The 17,062-nt window shown below is 60.6% G+C and carries 17 protein-coding genes; 8 read left to right on the forward strand and 9 right to left on the reverse strand.

Going from position 1 to position 17,062, the window contains the following annotated elements; translation table 11 throughout:
- Positions 1 to 134: 134 nt before the first annotated feature.
- Entirely contained in the window at positions 135 to 542 is a 408-nt protein-coding gene (locus GSQ93_RS04615) for a hypothetical protein (protein WP_158934430.1), read from the forward strand.
- Positions 543 to 855: 313 nt separating this feature from the next.
- On the opposite strand, the gene GSQ93_RS04620 is transcribed toward GSQ93_RS04615, so the two are convergent.
- The 3 genes from GSQ93_RS04620 to GSQ93_RS37985 form a co-directional block, all read right to left on the reverse strand.
- Entirely contained in the window at positions 856 to 1,107 is a 252-nt protein-coding gene (locus GSQ93_RS04620; protein ID WP_158934431.1) for a hypothetical protein, read from the reverse strand.
- Positions 1,108 to 1,545: 438 nt separating this feature from the next.
- The gene (locus tag GSQ93_RS04625) at positions 1,546 to 2,505 is read right to left on the reverse strand and encodes a DUF1839 family protein (RefSeq protein ID WP_254073758.1); all 960 of its coding nucleotides are present in this window, start codon (positions 2,503 to 2,505) and stop codon (positions 1,546 to 1,548) included.
- A gap of 74 nt (positions 2,506 to 2,579) precedes the next feature.
- Positions 2,580 to 2,759, reverse strand: a complete 180-nt coding sequence (locus GSQ93_RS37985; RefSeq protein WP_254073742.1) for a hypothetical protein — start codon at positions 2,757 to 2,759, stop codon at positions 2,580 to 2,582.
- Positions 2,760 to 3,115: 356 nt separating this feature from the next.
- On the opposite strand from GSQ93_RS37985, the gene GSQ93_RS04635 reads away from it, so the two are divergent.
- The 3 genes from GSQ93_RS04635 (at position 3,116) to GSQ93_RS04645 (ending at position 6,489) form a co-directional block, all read left to right on the forward strand.
- Positions 3,116 to 3,646, forward strand: coding sequence for a GNAT family N-acetyltransferase (locus GSQ93_RS04635; RefSeq protein ID WP_158934433.1), 531 nt, complete (start codon positions 3,116 to 3,118; stop codon positions 3,644 to 3,646).
- A 421-nt stretch (positions 3,647 to 4,067) separates the two neighbouring features.
- A complete protein-coding gene (locus tag GSQ93_RS04640; protein ID WP_158934434.1) occupies positions 4,068 to 5,258 on the forward strand; it encodes a glycosyltransferase family 4 protein in 1,191 nt (396 codons plus the stop codon).
- A gap of 127 nt (positions 5,259 to 5,385) precedes the next feature.
- Entirely contained in the window at positions 5,386 to 6,489 is a 1,104-nt protein-coding gene (locus GSQ93_RS04645) for a glycosyltransferase family 4 protein (protein WP_158934435.1), read from the forward strand.
- A 164-nt stretch (positions 6,490 to 6,653) separates the two neighbouring features.
- On the opposite strand, the gene GSQ93_RS38640 is transcribed toward GSQ93_RS04645, so the two are convergent.
- Complete coding sequence (locus GSQ93_RS38640; protein WP_158934436.1) at positions 6,654 to 6,827, reverse strand: glycosyltransferase; 174 nt, start codon at positions 6,825 to 6,827, stop codon at positions 6,654 to 6,656.
- Positions 6,828 to 7,534: 707 nt separating this feature from the next.
- Between GSQ93_RS38640 and GSQ93_RS04655 the strand changes: the two genes are divergently transcribed.
- From GSQ93_RS04655 to lepB, 4 genes are all read left to right on the forward strand, one after another.
- Entirely contained in the window at positions 7,535 to 9,103 is a 1,569-nt protein-coding gene (locus GSQ93_RS04655) for a mannose-1-phosphate guanylyltransferase/mannose-6-phosphate isomerase (protein WP_254073743.1), read from the forward strand.
- 334 nt (positions 9,104 to 9,437) lie between these two features.
- Complete coding sequence (locus tag GSQ93_RS04660; RefSeq protein WP_158934438.1) at positions 9,438 to 10,193, forward strand: FadR/GntR family transcriptional regulator; 756 nt, start codon at positions 9,438 to 9,440, stop codon at positions 10,191 to 10,193.
- Positions 10,194 to 10,528: 335 nt separating this feature from the next.
- Positions 10,529 to 11,509: a Gfo/Idh/MocA family protein gene (locus tag GSQ93_RS04665; RefSeq protein ID WP_158934439.1), complete on the forward strand. Its 981-nt coding sequence runs from the start codon at positions 10,529 to 10,531 to the stop codon at positions 11,507 to 11,509.
- 87 nt (positions 11,510 to 11,596) lie between these two features.
- Positions 11,597 to 12,304, forward strand: a complete 708-nt coding sequence (gene lepB, locus GSQ93_RS04670; protein WP_158934440.1) for a signal peptidase I — start codon at positions 11,597 to 11,599, stop codon at positions 12,302 to 12,304.
- A 38-nt stretch (positions 12,305 to 12,342) separates the two neighbouring features.
- On the opposite strand, the gene GSQ93_RS04675 is transcribed toward lepB, so the two are convergent.
- The 5 genes from GSQ93_RS04675 to aat all read right to left on the reverse strand — a co-directional run bounded on the left by GSQ93_RS04675 (position 12,343) and on the right by aat (position 17,053).
- Positions 12,343 to 13,002, reverse strand: a complete 660-nt coding sequence (locus GSQ93_RS04675; protein WP_158934441.1) for an amino acid ABC transporter permease — start codon at positions 13,000 to 13,002, stop codon at positions 12,343 to 12,345.
- 97 nt (positions 13,003 to 13,099) lie between these two features.
- Positions 13,100 to 13,891, reverse strand: coding sequence for a cystine ABC transporter substrate-binding protein (locus tag GSQ93_RS04680; RefSeq protein ID WP_158934442.1), 792 nt, complete (start codon positions 13,889 to 13,891; stop codon positions 13,100 to 13,102).
- Positions 13,892 to 14,022: 131 nt separating this feature from the next.
- A complete protein-coding gene (locus tag GSQ93_RS04685; RefSeq protein WP_158934443.1) occupies positions 14,023 to 15,063 on the reverse strand; it encodes a quinone-dependent dihydroorotate dehydrogenase in 1,041 nt (346 codons plus the stop codon).
- A 132-nt stretch (positions 15,064 to 15,195) separates the two neighbouring features.
- The gene (locus GSQ93_RS04690; RefSeq protein WP_158934444.1) at positions 15,196 to 16,086 is read right to left on the reverse strand and encodes an arginyltransferase; all 891 of its coding nucleotides are present in this window, start codon (positions 16,084 to 16,086) and stop codon (positions 15,196 to 15,198) included.
- A gap of 217 nt (positions 16,087 to 16,303) precedes the next feature.
- Positions 16,304 to 17,053, reverse strand: a complete 750-nt coding sequence (aat, locus tag GSQ93_RS04695) for a leucyl/phenylalanyl-tRNA--protein transferase (RefSeq protein WP_158934445.1) — start codon at positions 17,051 to 17,053, stop codon at positions 16,304 to 16,306.
- Positions 17,054 to 17,062 lie beyond the last annotated feature (9 nt).

Consider the following 17,062-nt stretch of genomic DNA (forward strand, 5'->3'; position numbering starts at 1 on the left):
CGTGGATGCATCTGACGGCCCCATCGAAACATGTCGCGACCAGCCCCGTAAGCAACCCCGCATCGTCATTTAGTTAAATTCGTTTTGGACAGTGCCGGTGCCGCGAGACTCATTTAGCGAGGACCGTGCCAGCAATGAAGAATCTCAATGCCATCATGGCGCTGTGCTTCAAGCGGCGTGACCACAAATCCGCAGATGGATATTTTTGTTTCACTCTTGAACATGGCGCCGGTGGACAGACGCTATTGATGCGATTGATGCAGTGCATGCTTTCGTCTGCGCAATGCCTTGCTGGTGGCCCATTGGAGTTTTTTTTCGAGTGCGCAAAGCAAGCTCGCGGGGTTGTGCATCGAGGGCTTAAGCCACCAATCGTCGGTTGTTTGAAAATTGATTCAGAACTGTTCCATCAACTTGGTGCGCTAACGAACGCAGTTGCTCCGGAGCGGCGCTTGACACGCTGGTACCGCCTGATGGGAGGCATGTCGCCTTGCTCAGCATGGGCTTCTCGTTACGCGGGTCGAAAACTGAAAACGTTGCGTTGAACGCACGAATCTCGCCTTCTGGCGGATGAGAAGTGTTGCGTTGGCGACCAGTCAGCGGAATACGGCGTACGTGGCCGAGTGAAAGAGGGAACCGGTCGGGCGTCGCGATAGTCCGGATCGACAATATGAACTCAGCGTGCCAAACGTTTGGCGTTGTTTGGCGTTGTTTGGCGTTCACTACCCGTTCCAAGTTCTCGTTGCTGGTTTGCTTCACGCGAACCTCAAGTCCGAGGTCATGGCGCTGCGTGCATGCGTGTTCGGGAACGTGGAGCGCTTCGATCAAGACGTCACCGTTGATCTTGTCACGCAAGGTTCACGGTTGCATCGTGGTCGAGTGGACCGAATCTGTTGCGTCGGTGAAATCGAAGATGTGTCCGAGCAGATCAGAGGCATGGATACGTGCTGTGCGGTGTGCCTCGAGTGTCATGTCTTTCGACGCACGGGCCACTTTCCTTGCGCCGTCACGAAGGCGCGCGTGTTCCAGACGGGTGTCGATAGGTACGGCAGTCTCATTGATCAAATGCTCATTGAGGCCGTCAAGGCCCTCGTCTGTGATGAGGGCCACTGTGGGGACGCTAAACCTGCGCGAGGCCGTGCCAAGCGCTTTTAGGCACTCCCAGGGCACCTATTACGCCCCAGCCCGCGCCGATCGCAGGTCCTGCAACTGTCAAACAATCTCGTTAGCGGCAATTAGAAGTCGTGCCCTGCGAGTTCATCGCGTAAAGGCACATCGGGCCGTAGAGCAGCCAGAATCGCCGGCAACCGCTAAGTAGATAACGTTTGCGCGCGCAGTTCGGGGCGGTAGCGGATCGACAAAACTAAGCGTCAGGTGAACGAGGTTGTTGTTGCCATCGAATGGCGATGTAACGTGGCGTCGAGGCGACCCACTCTTATAGAGTGCAGCCGGCGCGCCGCCCTGGACGCGTCGCTGCTACTTTGTTTTTGATTGGCGGGTCAAAACTCTGCGGCCGCCCGAAGAGGCCCAGAGCTGAATAACGAGCCCTTAACTAATCAGCGCCGCAAGCGGTTCCACGATTTTGGCGTAGGACTCTTCCAGCACGTCGAAACATTCGTGGCAGGCGTCCCGTCGGCCACGCGCAATGGCCCGCACCAGCCGGAACTGCATCACCATCGACTCGGTCGCGATGCGTTGCGCGGCTGTCGGCATTGCGTCAGGGATAGCGAAACCACGCTCGCGCATCCAGACGAGGTATCTCGACATGAACTCGAAGTTCGAGCCGAGTTGCCGCATGACGTTGAACGTGTACAGATTGAAGTGCTCCGGGCCGCGCTCGAACAGCATCTCGAGATGCTCGGGAAAAGCCGCACGCCATTGCGTGATCGGATTGCGCGCCGGGCGCCGTTGCAAATGCGCAACCAGCAGATCCGCCGATGCTTCCGCCAGCGCCGTGCCGCTCAGCGGCGCCCGGGCGCGCTTGCAGAACTCGACGTAGGGAAACAGTAGCTCAGGGCGGCCATCGAGTTCCGGCAACCGGCGAAACACGCCTTCATAGTCCTCACCGTCGAGCACGAAGTAACCCGTGTTGTGGAAATAACCGAGCCGGCGCGAGCGCGGATCGATGTAATCCACGCCGATGGTCGTCTTCGTGTGATCGTTGCGGTATGACGTGGCGCGCGTATCGGGCAGGTAAAACGCATCGACTTCAGCCAGCACCGTATGGCCGCGCTGGGTCTGCGTACGCACTCGGTCTTCCAGCGAATCGTAGATGGCCAGTTCCTGAACCTGCAAACCATAGAGCTTGTCGAGGTCCTCCAGCGGAAACTTGAAGAACGTGAACTGGTCGCCTTCGAAGTCTTGCGTCACGGTAAAGGCAAGCGCTGCGCGCGGATCGAGTCCATAGCCGTGCAGCAACTCGATCCACAAGTCGACGTAGCAATTTGTTTCTGCCCAGACCCGTTCGCCCTGATGCAGGGAGTGCGATTGGTGCTTGCGCACGCGCATGTGATGCGGGTGCAGTTGCACGACCCGGCCGCGCTCGCGGCTGGAATCCGTTGCGCCGCCGCTATGGACGGCAGTCATGACAGCGCCTCGATTCCGGCGCTGATATGCGTTGGCGTATCGCTCCGGAGGAGCCCACGCGACGGCGAGCCGGCGGCGTCGAGGCTGGGGTCAAGGCCGGCGTCATCGGCGAGCGAATCAGCGGGAACGTTAAGCCGGGCGGATTCGGCAAGGATGCGGCGCAGTGCGGATTTCAAGTAATAGCCCCCCAAAGAAGCGTCACTAAAGGTGTTTCACCCAGGACCGACGGCAGCCGCTTGATATCGGCTCTGTCGTGTGTCCGGAACCGGACTGGTCGTGCAATCGGCAATCTGGCGCACGTTTGTTTTGAAAGCTGGAAGCTCATCCGTACAAGCGGTTTTCGGGCTTTTCTTCCAGCCTTTTTCTCGCGGCAGTTTGTCATTCACCGATTGCGGTTCGGTTACCCGTATTTGACGGATTGACAAGGGGTTGCGTCGGTGCGATGCCGCACGGAAGTTAAGTGGTCTACGACTTAAGGTATGAACATCAAACAAGCCGGTGTTGCCGGCTTTATCTGGATCAGGACCGGCACATGAACTGGAAAGCACTCGACTTCGAGCAAATAACCGCACGGGAGCTGTATTTGATCCTGCGGGCGCGAAGCGCTGTGTTCGTTGTCGAACAGTCCCATGTGCATCTGGACCTGGACGGACGCGATGAAACATCGCTCCATGTCTTTGCAGTCGACGATATCTCCCGGCCGATGCCCGTCATGGCCTATGCGCGCTTGCACGAGCGCAGCAGGGGGCCGGAGGCGTCGAACGTGGTTGTGGTGGACAAGATTCTCACAAGCCCGCTACGGCGCGGCGACGGCACGGCTGCGGCGCTGATTGCACGTGTTCTTGCGGAAGCCGGGGAACGGTGGCCCGGACGGGGCGTGCGCTTGCTGGCGCCGGTGAGTCTGCGCGGATTTTACGAGGCATTCGGATTTCGCAAGGATGAGGGACCGTTCGTCGAGCGCGGGGTGCGCTTGATTGGGCTGATACGCAAGAGCCGTCATAACGAGCGGATGAGCCAGCGTGCCGGCGAAGCGGATTTCGTCGATATGGTCGAAGAAGTTTGAAGTTGTCCGAAACGCAGCCGCGCAAGAAGTACACGACGTTCCTGCAATACGACTCTGAAGGACCTGACGTCGGCATAGACGTTTCCAAATGACACAGAGGACGCGAGTGACGTGCATTGCACGAACACGACGCCGACCTCGCCTTCACGGGATTTAACGATGTCGAGTGTATCCATCACGAGAGTCAACAGCCGGTGCGCGCCGCCGCCCTTCGTCCGGACAATACGGCCACCGCGGACGCTGCGGGTACGCCGTGACGTTCAGCCACGAGGACAGTGGCGCAGCAAGACATCGCGCTGCCATCCAGGCTGATGCCGCGTACATGAGCGCCGTCATCGATCGGCCCGATCAGTCCAATCATGCGGGACCCAGCCAGGTACCCGACAGCGCGACAGAACACCCAGTATCCAACGAGGACCGTTTGAATCTGCTTATCGTCACGCATACCGTCGGCAACGACGGGCAAGGGCGCGTCAACTACGAGGTCGTCCAGGCGGCGCTTGCCGCGGGCCATTCGGTCACGCTGCTCAGCACCAAGGTCGACGAGACTTTGAGCCAGCATCCGCGCGGTACTGTTGTTCGCCTACCCGCGAGCCGGGTGCCCACGCGCTTGCTGCAATACCAGATGTTCGCGTTGCGTGCCGCTGCGTGGATTCGCGCTCATCGTCATGAGTTCGACGTGGTGCAGGTCAATGGATTTATCGCGTGGACGCATTCCGATGTGAACGCCATCCACTTCGTCCATAGCGGTTGGTATAAAAGCGGCCATTACCCGTTTCGCCTGAGCGGCGGGTTGCATGCCGCGTATCAACTGCTGTGCACGCGGCTCAATGCGTGGTGCGAACGCTGGGCGTTCAGGCATGCACGCGTGCTGGTGCCGGTGTCGGAAAAGGTGAGTGCGGAGCTGGTATCGCTTGGCATGTCGCGTGACAAGATCCGCGTGATCCATCACGGCGTGGATAACGTCGAGTTCTCGCGGGACTTGTCGCAGACATCGCAGCGCGAGCGTTTCAAGTTGCCGGAAGACCCGTTCATGCTGCTGTTCGCCGGCGACCTGCGCAACGCGCGCAAGAACCTTGACACCGTGCTCCGCGCGCTCGTGAAGTGTTCGCCCAACGTACACCTCGCGGTGGCCGGCGGTGTGGCGAGCAGTCCGTATCCGGCAATGGCCGCTGCGCTCGGCGTGGCGGATCGCGTGCATTTCGTCGGGATGATCCGCGATATGCCCACGCTGATGCGTTGCGCCGATGCGTTTGTGCTCCCGTCGCGTTACGAAGCCATGAGCCTCGTGCTGCTCGAGGCGCTTGCTTGCGCGTTGCCGGTGATTACCGTGCACACGACCGGCGGCGCGGAAGTGGTCACTGAGGAGTGCGGCATCGTGCTCGACGATCCCGACAACGAAACCTCGCTGGCCGAAGCCATCTCGCTGATTGCATCTGACCCGCTGCGTACGCGCGAAATGGGACAGGCGGCTCAGGCGCTGGCCGCGACATTGTCCTGGCGGAGCATGGCAGCGCGCTATCTCGCGCTGTTCGAAGAGATTGCGAAAACGCGCAAGGCCGCTCGCCACACGGTGCGGGCTCGCCAGGAGACTGTATCGATGAAGGGATGAAGTGATCGCGAGGCTATCGACGCGAATTGAAGGAGGCGTTTTAGTCACAAGTGCCCCGCAGTCACCCGCAAGAAGCAAGAAGGGCCCCGGCGCCCCAGGCGCCGATCAACCTCGAACCAGACTAGTCATGAAAATCGTTCACATGGCCACGCATGCGCAATGCAACGGCAACGGCACCGTCAACGCGATGGTCGATCTGGCGTGCATGCAGGCGCGCGCCGGACACAACGTCGCGGTCGCTTCCGCAGGCGGCGCCTTCGAGTCGTTGCTGCGGCGCCATGGCGTCACGCATTCGCTGCTGCATCAGTCGCGCCAGCCTTGGCGTGTGCCGGCCATGGTCGCGGGGTTCGGCCGGTTGATCGAGCGCTTCAATCCCGATGTGGTACACGCGCACATGATGACCGGCGCGTTGATCTCGCGCTTCGGCAACATGCGCCGCCGCTTCGCGCTGGTGACCACCGTTCATCACGATATCCAGAAAAGCGCTTCGATGGTGCGCTTTGGTGATCGCGTGATCGTGGCGAGCCACGCCGCAGGGGACGCCATGCTGGAACGTGGCGTGCTGCCAGACACCTTGAGCGTGGTGACAAGCGGCACCATTGGTTCCCCGCGTGTTCCCGGACGACAGCCGCCATCATTGCAGTTACAGCATCCGAATGTAGTGTGCGTGGCAGCGATGTTCGAGCGCAACGGCATTGCCGACCTGCTGCACGCGTTTTCGCATGTGCGGCAGACACAAGACGCGCAGCTCTATTTGGTGGGTGACGGACCTGATCGTGGACTGATGGAAAGTCTTGCAGAACAACTTGGTATTGCTAACTGTGTCACGTTCACAGGGTTCGTCGCGGATCCCCGCGCGTATCTGGCCGAAGCTGACGTATTCGTGTTTGCTGCCCATCAGGCTCCCGGGCCGCTGGTGATCAGCGAAGCGCGGGAGGCGGGTTGTGCGATCGTCGCGACGAAGGTGGGTGGCGTTCCGGAGATGCTGGAAAACGGGAGTGCGGGGGTGCTCGTGGCGCCCCAGGAGCCGATGCAACTGGCCGCCAAACTGGGATGGTTACTGATGGATTCGCCAGTACGTGCGCAATATGCCGCGCGTGCAAAGCGAGATCTGGAGCGTTTTTCGGTGCAGCGCGTGTGCACGGAACATCTGGCGGTCTATGAACAAGCAATTTCCCAGAGCGAGCGCCGACAAAACCGTCCGTCGACACGGCGTGCGCCGGTGGCGTGACAGGGGACTCTTGCAGCCGCAGGCTCCAGGCCAGTTGATTGGGAATGAGTCCCTTGAGGAAGTCCACGTCGCGCGTGACTCCCACGCCCAGATGATGATTGCCAATCGCGTCATTTTGCATAAACGCTTTCGTCGTTATTTAGTTCGTATACCGTAACAATTGGCTATTCGAGATGTCGCCCGCCGTTCCGCAGCGACTCGGCCATTTGACTCAGGAAGTCAGTGCTGAGCGTGGCGTCATCGTCGGTGAGCGTTACATGCATGCCTGTTACCGCATCGCGCGCACAGTTGCGGTTCGCGCCGAGGCCGCGGCGGGGGGCCGTCCATGAAGACGGCACGCGGAAAGTCAGCAGCCGTCATTTCACGCGTGAGCGTATCAGTGCTGTCGTCCGAGATCACGATCGGGATGCGCCGGATACGTGGAGGCTTCGACCGAACGCAACGTCCGGAAAAGATTCCCGGGACGATTGCGCCTGCAGATACATACCGGGAAGCGCGGCGCATCAGACGGACTGGGTTGATCGACAGCGGCGCCCATGTATTTTCCCGGCATTTTCCGGTTCTGTGCCGCGCATGCGCGACACGGCGAGATGCCCTATTTGACTCGGCAACGAAAAAGCCGTCTGTTGGAGATTGAACATCGAACATCGACCGTGGAGGGAATAACGGTGGCGGGAACTGCTCGCGATGGCGGAAATATCAGGGTGTGCTCGCGCAGTGTGTGCGGGCGCACTGAATCATCGGCGTAGTGAAAGTGTAATGGGCACACCACTTAACACGCAGTCGCGATGCTCTGTCGTGTTCGTCAACCCGGGCGCGGCCCGTCGGACAGGTGAAGCTAGGTGACGCGCGCATCTCGGTCACGTTCGTCCGCCGAGTGCCTTGAACGGCAGAACGACCGAATAGCGTGCGGGCGTTCGCACGCGCACACAACGAAATAGATTTACCTGCTTAAATTGCGCATCAATCGATGCGTGTTTTTCACGCGTCCGCACCTGTAAGACGCGCTCGGCCCTCAATCAGCTTCAACGCTTCAGGAGTCACCGTGGACGTGTCCCACTATCCGCTTGCCGGCATCCCCAAGACGGGCGCCGCGAGTGTTCGCGTGCAGCCGGTCATTCTCGCCGGCGGGTCCGGCACGCGTCTGTGGCCGTTATCGCGGCAGCAGTTCCCCAAGCAACTCATCGAACTCATGGGCGCGGAATCGCTGCTCGAAGCCACGCTCCGCCGTCTTGACGGCCTCGACGGACTTGATGTGGCAACGCATGGCCACGATACCGTGCACTACACGAGCAACGACGAACTGATCGTGGTCTGTGGCACAGAACACAAGTTGCTGACTGCCCAGCAGATCGAGCGTAATGGCCGTCGGGCGCGCATTGTGCTCGAGCCCTGCGCCCGCAACACTGCACCGGCACTTACGCTCGCTGCGTTGGCAGCAGTGGCTGCCGGATCCGGCGACGATCCGGTCATGGTGGCCATGCCCGCTGATCACGCCATGTCCGATCTTGATGCGTTCCGTCGCACGATCGCCAAGGCGATCGAACATGCCGCAAGGGGTGCGCTCGTTACGCTGGGTGTCGTTCCCGACAAGATCGAAACAGGCTACGGCTATATCAAGGCCGGCGCGCCCCTGGGAACTGCGGATGATGGCGCCCCTCAAGCGCGAGTGCTCGAACGGTTCGTCGAAAAACCGCGGCGGGAAATTGCCGAACAGTATCTGGCGTCCGGCGAGTATTGGTGGAATAGCGGCATTTTCGTGTGCCGGGCGTCGGTCTGGCTTGCGGCTATCGAGCACTTCCAGCCTGCTATTCACGCCGCGTGCGTGATCGCGTATGAACGCGGCCTGCATCAGGACGGCTTCACACAACTCGATGTCGCCGCATTCGAAGTCTGCCCCTCCGATTCAATCGATTTCGCCGTCATGGAGCGGATTGCGCACACGCGGGAGTTTCCGGGCGTCGTGGTTCCGCTCGCCGCCGGCTGGTCCGATGTCGGCGCGTGGGACGCCGTATGGGACATGTCGGATAAGGACGATGACGGCAACGTTGCTCGTGGCCGCGTGATCTTCGAAGGGTCAGCAGACAGTTTCGCGCATTCCGATGGCCGGCTGGTCGCGTGCGTGGGAGTGACGGGCGTAGTCGTCGTGGAAACCGCGGATGCGATTCTGGTGGCATCGAAGGATCGTGTGCAGGAAGTGCAGGCGATGGTCGGGCGACTGAAAGCCGCCAAAGGCGCCGAGGCGCAGGATCATCGCAAGGTTCAGCGGCCTTGGGGTTTCTATGACTCCATCGATCATGGCGAGCGTTTTCAGGTAAAGCGTATTGTGGTGAAACCGGGCGCGCGGCTCTCGCTGCAGATGCACCATCATCGTGCGGAACACTGGATCGTCGTGCGCGGCACGGCGCTCGTGACCCGCGGGGAAGAGACCTTCTTGGTAAGCGAAAACCAGTCCACCTTCATTCCCCTCGGTACCACGCACAGGCTCGAAAACCCCGGTAAAACGCCGCTCGAAATGATCGAGGTGCAATCGGGGACGTATCTGGGCGAAGACGATATCGTACGTTTCGACGATCAGTACGGACGGGTACCCGAGAAGAAAGCAGCAGGCTGAACACCGATGAACGTATGGCGATTTGCCGGGCAATCAGCATCAGGCCCGGGCATCAGGAAGCACTTAAATCAAAAGTATCAAGAAGTACTTAATACAGCGATTGCCGACGCAGTATCGCGAAACGCGAGACAAAGGGATAACCCTTGCGAGGGACATTCCGACTGGCGCTAGCGGTATTGGACACGCAATTTATCGTGCACGGTGAAAGGCTGCCGAGTAGTCAGATAGATGTAATTAGTCTGACGAATAGGCAACACTTACCGGGCCTTCCGGTGAGCTTGGGGAAGCCCGCCGGGTGCGCAGGGACACAATGTAGGGCAAGGGGAGAGGGGTGATGGACGAAAACAAAGAGCGATCATTGGTGGCTAAGGTGATGGACGGCCTCGTGTCGGGCATCGTCGAACAAAAGTACGGCGCGATCCTGCCACCACAGGACGTCTTGTCGAAGGAGTTCGATGTGAGTCGGACCGTGATGCGAGAGGCCTTGAGCATGCTGCTCGCGCGTCACATGCTGGATGTGCGCCCCAAGACGGGCACGCGGATCCGGCCGATGAGCGACTGGCGATTGATCGATGAGGACGTGGTGAGCTGGCGCTTCCGTGCGACGCCGGATCAGGCGTTCCTGCGCGACGTGATCGAGTTTCGAATGCTGATCGAGCCGCGTGCGGCTGCATTGGCCGCGACTCGTGCAACGCCGGACGAAGTAAGCGGGATTCGCGATGCGTTCGACGCGCTTGCGTCGCTCACCGGCAGCGAGCCCGAGTACCAGGCCGCCGATGTCGCGCTGCATACGCGTATTGTGGCCGCGAGCGGTAACCAGTTCTTCCAGCAGATGACGGCTATCGTGCGGGGTGCGCTGGTGACGGTCTATCCGATCGTGGCGGGCATTGCGACCATGCGCGACGCGACGCTCGAAGCGCAGCGCCGCGTGGTGGAAGCGATCGAGGCACACGATGCCGGTCTGGCCGAGCGCGCGATGAGCACGCTGATCGATGTCACCGCGGAGGAAGTCGGAGGGGCTTTTGCGCTTGAACGCCGCGAGGACAGTCCGTCGCGGCCGGTCGGCGAATCCGAATCTGCCGGCGCCTGACATACGCTGGAAGCTTCGCGTCCGGGACGGTTCCGGCGTGCCGAAGCTGGCCCGAGGTTTCTGGTCACGTTGATCGTGGCCGGGCGCGAGCAGCGCCCGATTCGGGTTTTTACTGACGCAAACGTTTCACCTCATCTTCCCGCCTGACACCGACGTGTGATGGCCTGTGCGTCGAACGAACGACAATCTCCCCCGTATCCCCCTTGAGCTATGTGACCGAAACGCGATGCCTTGTGCAGGCTTCGTGCAGAGCACTTGCGTGGCGGACAATGGGACAATGTGCGCATCGCCGGCCTTGGCCGACTATTCACCAAGCATGCAGGGGAGCGGGACAGATGAACGCACAGAGCACGATCCGATGGGGCATCGTTGGCGCGGGAATGATTGCGCACAGGTTCGCCGAAGGGCTGGCCTTTGTGCCGGGCGCAACGCTGGGTGGCGTCTGGTCGCGCCGGCCCGAGCCGACGGCGGCGTTCGCCGGGAAGTTTCATACCAAGGCGTATGAGAGCTTCGACGCGCTGCTCGACAACATCGACGCGTTGTACATTGCGACGATGCAAGACAGCCATCCGCAGTACGCGTTGCGTGCTTTCCAGGCGGGACGTGCCGTGCTTTGCGAGAAACCGGCAGCCGTCAACGCGCGGGCGTTGCAGGAGATGATCGACGTGGCGCGGTCATCGAAGCTGCTGTTCATGGAAGCGATGAAACCGCCGTTTTATCCACTCTACACGCAGTTGCGCGACCATCTTGCGGCCGATCCTATTGGTGAAATCGGTCTGGTTCGGGCCGGTTGCTCGATCGCGAACGTGCCGCTTTCGCACCCCTCGTATTCGATGAATATGGGCGGCGGTGCGTTGCTCGATATTGGTATCTACGAAGCGTTTCTCGCGGTCGACTGGCTGGGTGAGCCGCTGGAAGTCCAGACCTTCGGACGCATCGGGCAAACCGGCGTGGACACCTTCGCGAGCCTGAACGTGCGGCATGAGCGTGGCGTCGCACAGTTGTTTTGCGGATTGGATCTGCAAGGCAAGGGCGATGCGTTGCTGGCCGGGACCGGCGGTACGGTGACTATCCACGAGAACTGGTGGAATCCTGCGCGCGCAACCGTCCGCTATGTGGATGGCCGCACTGTTGAGCTGGATGCACCGTTTGAGGGTGGCGGCTTGAACTACGAGACCGCGCATTTTTGCGAGCTGCTGCGCAGTGGTGCGACAGAGAGCCCGATCATGCGGCATGCCATATCCATGCAGATGATTTCCATCACCGATGCCGCTCGCCGTGACCTGGGCGTTCGGTTCCCTTTCGAAACCGAGTAAGCACGGGCTGACCGTCGAGTTAATTTAAGCGTCATTTCAGGTTTCGACGTTAAGCTGCGTCGTCCTCAACCGCCGGCATTTCCCACCATGCGACTGTTACCCCGACTCTGGCGCGAAAATCGGAACCTGATTGCGTTCCTGGTGCTGATGGCGCTGTTTCGCAGCGCCATCGCCGACTGGAATGTGGTGCCGAGCGGCTCCATGCTGCCGACCATTCGCGAGGGTGACCGGATTGTCGTCGACAAGATGGCGTACGACCTGCGCATTCCGTTCACGCATATTGCGATTGCGCGCCTGCATGATCCGCAGCGTGGGGACATTGTGACGGTGGATTCATCGGCGGCCCATGAGTTGATCGTCAAGCGGCTGATCGGGGTGCCGGGCGATGTGATCGCCATGCGCGATAACGTGCTTTATATCGATGGCAAGCGGGCGGGGTATCAGCCGGTCGATATTACGGGCGTGGAGGGCGATACGTCTTCGCCTGGCGAGTATCTCGACGAGAAGCTCGGGCGTGTTACGCATGTTGTGAGGTTGTCGGTGCTGGCGCCGAGTCCGCGGCGTTCGTTTGGGCCGGTGACGGTGCCCAAGGGCGAGTATCTGATGCTCGGTGACAACCGCGATGACAGCGCGGACTCGAGGTATTTTGGGTTTTTCCCACGCAGCGAATTGATGGGACGGGCTCGACGGGTAGCGTATTCGCTTGATCCGGATCGGCATCATATGCCACGGATGGACAGGTTTGGGGCCAAGCTGGACCAAAGTGGGACGCTCGCGCCGGTGGACGGGTCTTGAGGGTGGGTTCCCTGCGTTAACCCTCCGAACCCGCTCCCTCAATGCCGCCCCGGCAACGCCAACCTACGCTCAAACAGCCGCTGGACGAACTCCAGCACACTACACAGCACCCAATACACCACAGCGGCAGCAAGATACAACGGCAAAGGCTGATACGTAGCGGCAATGACTTCCTGCGCACTCCGTAGCAATTCGGTAACCGTGATCACCGACACCAGCGACGTATCCTTGATCAAGCTAATGAGGCTATTAGAAAGACTCGGCACGGCAATCCGCAGCGCCTGCGGACCGATCACATACCGCAACGTCTGCATCCTCGACAAACCCAAACTATAAGCCGCAAGCCACTGCCCACTCTGAATCCCGAGAATAGCGCCGCGCATGCTTTCGGACAGATAAGCCGCCACATTCGCCGACAACGCGATCACCCCCGCCGGCGTAGGATCGAGCGAAATACCCAGGCTCGGCAATCCGTAATAGATCACGAAGATCTGCACCAGCAGCGGCGTACCGCGCATCACACTCACATAAGCGCGCCCCAGGCCGACCAGCGTGCGGCTTCGGCTGATGCCCATCATGGCGAGTATCGTGCCCGCGATCAGGCCGAAGAACATCGAATAGACCGCGAACTTGATCGTCAGGACGGCGCCTTGTGCGAGCGCCGGTATGGATTGAACGAGCAGGGATGTCGTGGACATGAAGGAATAGAGTAGGTGTAACGTCGGAGGCGGGCATCAAATGCAAAGGGCGGCACCCGAAGAAGCCGCCCCGATGCCGAACGCTTGAGGGTCCGGTTTACTTCGCTGGCTTCGTTACGTCGATACCGAACCACTTGTCCGAGATCTTCGTGAACGTACCATCGGCCTCAAGCTGGGTCATTGCGTCATCAATGGCTTTCTCGAACTTCGGATTGCCCTTCTTGAACGGAATACCCGACGGATTGCCCGGGCCCACATTCGCGCCCGTGCGCAGCGGCAACTGCGAATTCTTCATCAGGTACGCAAGCATCAAGCGGTCGTTCAACGCAGCGTCCAAACGGTTCGATGCGAGATCGCGCAAGTACTCAGGCGCGCCCGGATACGTCTTTACATCGATACCCGGCACGGCCTTGGCCATGTCCATGTAGTTCGTGCCCAGACCCACGCCAAGCTTCTTGCCCTTCAGGTCGTCAAGCGTCTTGAAGTCCCGCGTGTCGTCCTTGCGCTGAATCAGTTGCGCATTCGAATACGTATAGGCAGGCGAGAAATCGAGCGTCTGCTTGCGGGCATCGGTAATGCCGACCTGATTCACGATCACATCGAACTTGTCAGCCTGCAAGCCTGCAATGATCCCGCTCCATTCGGTCGTCACGAACTCCGGCTTCACGCCGAGCTTCGCAGCAACTGCCTTCGCGATATCCACGTCGAAGCCAACCAGTTCACCTTGCGGTGTCTTCGAGTTGAACGGGGGGAACGTACCTTCGAGGCCAATGCGCAACGTACCGCGTTGCTTGACCGAATCCAGCAGGTCTGCCGCGTGAGCGGCGGCCGAGAGCGACGCGCCGATCAAGCCTGCCACGAGCACTTTCTTGAAGAGAGAGAGTTTCATGAATTTTTGCCTTTGTCCTGGTTTTTGTCAGTGATCTGAAGTGCGGCGATGATAGCTAAAACGCAAGACCGTCTTCAGATCGTTTGCTCATGTGGATATGAGCCCTGGCGTAGTGAAAAGGGAAGACCTGATTATGCGGCGGCACTCGTGCGGGCCAGCGCTTCGACGCATTCCGTCACGAGCGCCGGGCCGCGATAGATCAGGCCGGTGTAGATCTGCACGAGCGATGCACCCGCGGCGAGTTTCTCGCGCGCGTCGTCGCCCGACATGATGCCGCCCACGCCGATGATCGGCACCTCGCTGCCCAACTCCGCGCGCAACTTGCGGATCACTGCATTCGATGCTTCGAACACCGGCTTGCCCGACAAACCACCGGCTTCATCGCCGTGTTTCATGCCCGTCACAGCGGTGCGCGACAGCGTGGTGTTGGTCGCGATCACGCCATCAATCTTGTGGCGCAGCAAGGTGGCGGCAATCTCCTTGACCTGCTCGTCGTCGAGATCGGGGGCGATCTTCAGTGCGAGCGGCACCAGCTTGCCGTGCAGGTCGGACAGACGTTGCTGTTTGTCCTTCAGCGCGCCGAGCAGCGCGTCGAGTTCGCCCGCGCCTTGCAACTGGCGCAGGTTTTTCGTATTCGGCGACGAGATGTTGATCGTCACGTAGCTCGCGAACGGGTAGACGCGTTCGAGGCAATACAAATAATCTTCGGCGGCGCGTTCTATGGGGGTCTCGGCATTCTTGCCAATATTCAGCCCCAGTACGCCGCGATACCGCGCGGCCTGGACGTTCTCGACGAACTGATCGACGCCGCGGTTGTTGAAACCAAGCCGGTTGATCAGCGCCTGCGCGTCGGGCAGGCGAAACATGCGGGGGCGCGGGTTGCCGGGCTGCGCGCGCGGCGTGACCGTTCCCACTTCAATGAACCCAAACCCGAGCGACGCCAGTCCGTCAATACACGCTCCGTCTTTGTCCAGCCCCGCCGCGAGCCCGACCGGATTGCGAAAGCTCAGGCCCATGACGGTACGCGGCGAATCGGCGGCGCGCTCGGCGAGCATGCCGGCCAGGCCGGTGCGGCCGGCGGCGCCCAGCATACGCAGCGTCAAATGATGGGCATCTTCCGCATCCATGCGAAAAAGTTGCGCGCGGGCGAGCGGGTAGAGGGAGCTGAACACGAGGAGGAAGGGCCGGAGCGGCGTAAATTGAGACGCGCCATTTTAACGGCTTTGGGGAGGCACGCCGAAAAGCGATGACAAGTGGATGAAAAGGGCCTTTGGAACAGGCCATCGCAGGGCCGGCTTGGATCGTCAGCGCCGCGGTTTATCCAGTGGCATCTTGCCGGGCATGGGCGGCGTTCCGGCGGAGTGCATGGTAGTGGGATCGAGTAAGCCCCAGTGGCCGTCGATCAGGCCCTCCAGCGGCCGGAAATTGGCCTTGTACGCCATTTTGTCGCTCTCACGAATCCAGTAACCCAGATAGACGTGGGGCAAATCCAGGCTGCGCGCCTGCTCGATCTGCCACAGGATGTTGTATGTGCCGAAGCTGGTGTGCGGCAGGCCGGGCTCGAAAAACGTATAAACCGACGAAAGTCCGTCTCCGAGGATGTCGATCATGCTGATCATGCGCAGCGTGCCGCGCTCGGGCGGGTCGTCGGCGAGATTGCCGGGCTGGCCTGCATCGGGGTTATCGGGATCAGCAGGGTCAGCGGGATTCTTGGCGCGCATAGGCTCGCGGAACTCCACCAGGCGCGAGTTGATCCGGCTTTGCAGCAAAAATTGCTCGTACTGGTCGCGGCTGTCGCGATCCATGCCGCCGCCCGCATGCCGCGCCGACTGATAGCGCATATAGAGCGCGTAGTGTTCTTCGTCGTAGTGAAGCGGAGCGACGCTTGCCACCAGTCCGCCATGCTGCTTCCAGATGCGCCGCTGGGTGCGGTTCGGCTTGAAGTCGTCGATAGGCACGCGCACCGGCACGCAGGCACGGCAGCCGTCGCAATACGGGCGATAGGTAAAGACCCCGGAGCGCCGGAAACCCGCCTTGACGAGTTCGGTGTAGACGTCGGAGTTGATCAGGTGACTGGGTGTCGCCACCTGGGAGCGCGCAATGCGTCCATCCAGATAGCTGCACGGGTACGGCGCCGTTGCATAGAATTGCAACGCCGAAAGCGGTGAAAGCGGCAGCTCATTGGGGTGAGTCACGTTGGCAGCTCTCGTTCTAAGCGTCTATCTTGCTTACCGTCCCAACCGTGCCGCAGCGGTCCGATGCAGGGCGGAAAACCTCGGTTGTGTCGCTAACTTGCATGCTATATATCACGTTCGATGCATCACGTTCGATGATTCTGGATTCGTTCGCGAATTTCAAAGGGTGCATCGGTTGGCGTCCTGGACCTCGCGCCTCGTTCAAAACCAGCCTCGTTCATTCAGGCGGCAACACGGCTGGCCGAAGCGTTTCGAGCAGCGCGTATTTGTCGAATGCCCACGGGACCGGCGGTTCCCCGACCGCCCCACGCAGATGTCTCACAAATGCCTTGCGGGAGATCTCCCGGCCGCCCAGCGACGCCAGATGCGACGTATTCTGCTGGCAGTCTATCATCTCTATTTTATGGTGACGCAAGTGTCCGATCAGCGCCGCGAGCGCGATTTTCGAGGCATCGGTGCGATGCGCGAACATCGATTCGCCGAAAAACATCCGCCCGAACGACACGCCGTAAAGACCGCCCACGCGCTTGCCCTCGAACCACGTTTCAATGCTGTGCGCCCGTCCTTCGCGATGCAGCGAGGAATACGCTTCCACGATATCCGCCGTGATCCACGTGCCGCGCTGGCCTTCGCGCGGCGTCTGGGCGCAGGCGCGCATCACGCCGGCGAAATCTTCGTCCACGCGAATTTCCCACGACGCCTCGCGCAACACATGCCGCAGCGTTTTACGCAGTGAAACGGAGACTTTGAATTCATCGGGAATCAGCACCATGCGCGGATCGGGACTCCACCAGAGCACCGGCTGGCCGTCGGAATACCAAGGGAAAATGCCGCGCTGATACGCATCGACCAGACGGCTGCTCCGCAATTCAGCGCTGGCCGCGAGTAATCCGGGCGCGCCGCTTGCCTCGCCGAGCGCGCGCTCGACGGGGGGAAACGGATCGTCGGAGGCGAGCCATGGAACCATGATCCGGGG

This window comes from Burkholderia sp. S171 (genome assembly GCF_009766085.1).
Lineage (GTDB): Bacteria > Pseudomonadota > Gammaproteobacteria > Burkholderiales > Burkholderiaceae > Caballeronia.

Coding starts and splice junctions, on each gene's coding strand:
- GSQ93_RS04625 (WP_254073758.1), bottom strand. CDS start 2,505: ATGCGCGTGCGCAAGCACCAATCGCACTCCCTGCATCAGGGCGAACGG.
- GSQ93_RS04635 (WP_158934433.1), top strand. CDS start 3,116: ATGAACTGGAAAGCACTCGACTTCGAGCAAATAACCGCACGGGAGCTG.
- GSQ93_RS04660 (WP_158934438.1), top strand. CDS start 9,438: ATGGACGAAAACAAAGAGCGATCATTGGTGGCTAAGGTGATGGACGGC.
- GSQ93_RS04645 (WP_158934435.1), top strand. CDS start 5,386: ATGAAAATCGTTCACATGGCCACGCATGCGCAATGCAACGGCAACGGC.
- lepB (WP_158934440.1), top strand. CDS start 11,597: ATGCGACTGTTACCCCGACTCTGGCGCGAAAATCGGAACCTGATTGCG.
- GSQ93_RS04680 (WP_158934442.1), bottom strand. CDS start 13,891: ATGAAACTCTCTCTCTTCAAGAAAGTGCTCGTGGCAGGCTTGATCGGC.
- aat (WP_158934445.1), bottom strand. CDS start 17,053: ATGGTTCCATGGCTCGCCTCCGACGATCCGTTTCCCCCCGTCGAGCGC.
- GSQ93_RS04675 (WP_158934441.1), bottom strand. CDS start 13,002: ATGTCCACGACATCCCTGCTCGTTCAATCCATACCGGCGCTCGCACAA.
- GSQ93_RS04615 (WP_158934430.1), top strand. CDS start 135: ATGAAGAATCTCAATGCCATCATGGCGCTGTGCTTCAAGCGGCGTGAC.
- GSQ93_RS04665 (WP_158934439.1), top strand. CDS start 10,529: ATGAACGCACAGAGCACGATCCGATGGGGCATCGTTGGCGCGGGAATG.